Below are 4,477 nucleotides of genomic sequence, written 5' to 3'. Positions count from 1 at the left end.
CCCCTATCAAGTACAGATTGCGCCGGGAGGATTGGCGGAAATTGCGAGCTATTTAGCTCCCCTCGGCTTGGGCCAAAAAATTATGGTGGTGTCTAACCCGGAAATTTATGACCACTACGGCGAAGTTGTCATTCAAGCTTTACAAAAGGAGGGTTATGAGGTTTTTCAGCATTTAATACCGGCTGGGGAAACCCATAAAACCCTAGCTTCCATTAATGAGCTTTACGATGTCGCTTTCCAAGCCAATTTGGAACGCAATTCCACCCTGCTGGCCCTGGGGGGAGGGGTGATTGGTGACATGACCGGGTTTGGGGCGGCCACTTGGCTGCGGGGCATTAATTTCGTCCAGGTACCCACTTCTTTACTGGCCATGGTAGATGCTGCCATTGGCGGTAAAACGGGAGTGAACCATCCCCAGGGGAAAAATTTGATTGGTGCTTTTTACCAACCCCGCCTGGTGTACATTGACCCCACTGTGTTAAAAACCCTGCCGGAACGGGAATTTCGGGCGGGCATGGCGGAGGTGATTAAATACGGGGTGATTTGGGACCCAGAATTGTTTACAGCCTTAGAAAAATCGGATGATTTATCGAGCATCGATCGCCTACCAACAGAATTATTAACGCAAATTATCCAACGCTCTTGCCAAGCAAAAGTGGATGTGGTCAGCCAAGATGAGAAGGAGGCGGGACTACGGGCCATCCTTAACTATGGTCACACCATTGGCCATGGGGTGGAAAGTTTAACGGGCTACGGGGTGATTAACCACGGGGAAGCGGTGGCCATTGGCATGGAAGCGGCGGCTAAAATTGCCCATTACTTAGGACTTTGTGACCCAGAAGTCGGCGATCGCCAGCGGCAACTATTGCTCAAAACTAAATTACCCACGGAAGTTCCTCCCTCCTTGGCGGTAGAAGATTTGCTGGCGAGTTTACTGCACGACAAAAAAGTCAAAGCCGGTAAGGTGCGCTTCATTCTCCCCACGGCGATCGGGCAGGTGATCATGAGTGATGCGGTTACGGGGGAAGTCATTAAGGCTACTATGCTCTAGTTTTCTTCTGCGATCTAGTGAGTAATACTACTAGTTTTTCCCATTCCCCAGCGGTCCGTTGGGGCAGAATTTTCCCTTGAGGAAGATGGGGATCACCAGAGCGGTTCCACCAATCCCTCCAGCCCAAATTAAGCTTCTGGGCAACGGAAAGATCAACCCAAAGTAGGGTTAGGGCATTGTTAAAGATATGTAACAATATGGCAACGACGGCCGGGTTTAAAGCCAGTCTTCGCCGCTGAACCGCCTTTGTGCCTACCATGTTTGTCGATTTCTTCATTAAACGCCCCGTTTTTGCCAGCGTTTGCGCCATTATCATCCTCTTGGTGGGAATGATCAGCTTGGTCAATCTCCCCGTGGCCCAGTTTCCCGAAATTGCCCCCACAGCCATTCAGGTGACTTCCAACTACAGCGGTGCCAATGCAGAGGTGGTGGAAAGGGCCGTTACCGACATTTTGGAGCGGCAAATTAATGGGGTTGAAGGCATGCGCTACATTAGCTCCACCAGTAGTAACGATGGCACCAGCAGCATCACTGTCACCTTTGACCGCAGTCAGAATAAAGATATTGCTGCCGTTGACGTGCAGAATCGGGTGGCCCTAGCTTCCCCCCAGTTGCCAGAATCAGTCAATCGCACAGGGGTGAGGGTTAACAAAGAATCGAATGCGCTTTTGCTAGGTATTGGCATCACTAGTCCCAATGGTCAGTATGACAACGTCTTTTTAAGCAACTACGCCGACCGCTACCTGGTGGATCCCCTCCGTCGGATCACTGGGGTGGGGAATGTGCGGATTTTCGGGGAACGGCTCTATGCCATGCGTCTTTGGGTAGATCCGATGAAACTGGCGGCCCAACAGTTGACCATGGAGGATCTAAGCCAAGCCCTGAGGGAACAAAACCTCCAGGTGGGAGCTGGGCAAATTGGAGCGGAACCGGCACCGCCTGGGCAGGAATACCAACTAGATTTACGAGCTAGCAGTCAGTTGGCCGATTTGGGGGACTTTGAAAATTTAATTGTTAAATCGGGGCCCAGTGGCTCTGTGATCAGGTTTAAGGACATCGGCCGGGTGGAACTGGGGGCAGAGAATTACAACAGCTTTTTGCGCTTTCGGGGGGAGGAAGCGGTGGGGCTAGGTATTTATCAACTACTAGACAGTAATGCCCTGGAAGTTGCCCACTTGGTTAAAGAGGAAATGGCGCGACTGGCGGAGAATTTTCCCGAAGGCATTGAGTATAACGTGGCCTTTGACACCACTGAATTTGTCCAGGAGTCCCTGTTTGAGGTGGTAAAAACCCTGTTCATTGCGGTGGTTCTGGTTATTTTGGTCATTCTGGTTTTTCTCCAGGATTGGCGATCGGCTTTAATTCCCGCTTTGACCATTCCCCTGGCGCTCATTGGCACCTTTGGCTTTGTTAAACTATTTGACTTTTCCATCAATAGCTTGACTTTGTTCGGTTTAACTTTGGCCACGGGGATGGTGGTGGACGATGCCATCATTGTGGTGGAGCAGATTAGCCGCTTCATTAAGGTGAAGCACGAAGACCCCAAGCAGGCGGCCCAGGAAGCCATGGGTGAACTGACGGGGGCGGTAATTGCCACTTCCTTGGTGTTGATGGCGGTATTTATCCCGGTGGCATTCTTTCCGGGAACAACGGGGGCTTTATACCAACAATTTGCCCTCACCATTGCCTTTTCCATTCTCCTGTCCACTTTTCTCGCCCTCACCCTCACCCCTTCCCTCTGTGCCCTACTGTTGCGGGAAGGCCAGGAACCTCCAGCGGCGATCGCCTGGTTTTTTAATTGGTTTAACCGGCGGCTGGAGCGGGTACGTCAACTCTATGGCGGTGCCCTGCAGAGGCTAGTCAAGTTTAAGGCCATGGTAGTGGGGGTTTTTGTGCTCCTAATCGGGGCCACGGCCTGGTTGTACTTAACAGTGCCCACCGCCTTTTTACCGGACGAAGACCAGGGCTATTTCATTACCATCATTCAGGCTCCCCAGGGAGTATCTTTGCAGTACACCAGTCGGGTCATGGCCCAGGTGGAAAAGGAGTTATTGGCAGTGCCAGAGATAACGGCAACTTTTGCGGTGGGGGGATTTAGCTTTAGTGGTAATAGCCCTAACCAGGGCATCATTTTCTCCCGCCTCAAACCCTGGGGTGAGCGCCCCGCTCCCAATCAATCGGTGCAAGCCATCATCGGTCAAATGTTTGGTAAATTTTCCCAGATTCCTGAAGCCAACATTTTTCCCCTTAATCCGCCTCCCATCCGGGGACTAGGACAGTTTGGCGGCTTTGACTTCCAACTACAGGATCTGCGGGTTAACAGTGAATTGGACACCATGGTGGCCACCATGGGACAAATTTTGGGGGCCGCGAACCAAAGCCCAGATTTACAAAGGGTGTTCAGCACCTTCCAAGCCAATAGTCCCCAATTGATTGTGAATGTGGACCGCAACCGAGCCAAGAGCTTAGGGGTTCCCGTGGATCAAATTTTCCAGACCATGGAAACGGCCTTGGGCTCTAGCTATGTGAACGATTTTGTCTTGCAGGGCCGCACCTATCGGGTTTACCTCCAGGCTGACGAACAGTTCCGCAGTAGCCCAGAGGATATTAACCGGCTGTATGTGCGTAGTGAATCCGGCACTATGATCCCCATGGCCAATCTGGTCAAGGTTACCCAGGGGGTGGGGGCACCGATCATCACCCATTACAACCTATTCCGTTCCATTGCCATTACCGGGTCAGCCAACCAGGGGGTGAGTACGGGGCAGGCCATGAATGCCATGGCGGCGATCGCCCGTCAAGTGATGCCACCGGGGTTTGATTTCCAGTGGTCGGGGATTTCCTTGGAGGAAGTTACTTCCCAGGGGCAGGCACCAATCATTTTTGGTTTGGGTTTATTGTTTGTTTTCCTGGTATTGGCCGCCCAGTACGAAAATTACGTTGATCCGGTAATCATTCTTTTGAGTGTGCCCCTAGCTATTTTGGGGGCGTTGATGGCGCAAAGTTTGCGGGGCTTTCCCAATGATGTGTACTGTCAAATTGGCTTGGTGATGCTCATTGGTCTGTCGAGTAAAAACGCCATTCTAATCGTGGAATTTGCCAACCAACTCAGGGCACAGGGTTATCCCATTGTTAAAGCGGCCCTAGAGGCGGCCCAGGATCGTCTCCGTCCCATTCTCATGACCGGTTTTTCCACCCTGTTTGGCATTTTTCCCCTGGCGATCGCCACTGGAGCGGGGGCCGGTAGTCGGCAAGCGTTGGGCACAGCGGTGTTTGGCGGTATGTTGGTGGCCACCTTCCTGAGCTTGTTTGTGGTGCCGGTTTTATACATTGTGGTCAAAACCATCAGTGGGCAACTTTTGGCCCCTAAATCCAACCCATCGGAACCTCTCCCCGAAGCCCAGCCCCAGAGCCCGACCCCAGCGC

3 protein-coding genes are annotated in these 4,477 nt (G+C 52.1%); 2 read left to right on the top strand and 1 reads right to left on the bottom strand.

All coding sequences use genetic code 11. The features are described from left to right. Positions 1-1,051: 3-dehydroquinate synthase (gene aroB, locus IQ219_RS17090; protein WP_228017259.1), on the top strand; the 1,051-nt coding region annotated here is incomplete at its 5' end. Here the strand turns inward: aroB and IQ219_RS17085 are convergent. Then, a complete protein-coding gene (locus tag IQ219_RS17085; RefSeq protein WP_194019942.1) occupies positions 1,041-1,310 on the bottom strand; it encodes a hypothetical protein in 270 nt (89 codons plus the stop codon). The two genes, aroB and IQ219_RS17085, sit on opposite strands and share 11 nt — an antisense overlap. Here IQ219_RS17085 and IQ219_RS17080 point away from each other — a divergent pair. Continuing rightward, positions 1,309-4,477 (top strand): efflux RND transporter permease subunit (locus IQ219_RS17080; RefSeq protein WP_194073401.1); only part of this gene is annotated, 3,169 nt, incomplete at its 3' end. The genes IQ219_RS17085 and IQ219_RS17080 overlap by 2 nt on opposite strands.

Origin of the sequence: Synechocystis sp. LEGE 06083, from assembly GCF_015207725.1 — a bacterium.
Lineage (GTDB): Bacteria > Cyanobacteriota > Cyanobacteriia > Cyanobacteriales > Microcystaceae > Synechocystis > Synechocystis salina.
This window is presented reverse-complemented; position numbering and strand designations above follow the sequence as displayed.

Excerpts from the sequence above, each read along its gene's own strand:
- IQ219_RS17085 (WP_194019942.1), bottom strand. The coding sequence starts at position 1,310 with ATGGTAGGCACAAAGGCGGTTCAGCGGCGAAGACTGGCTTTAAACCCG.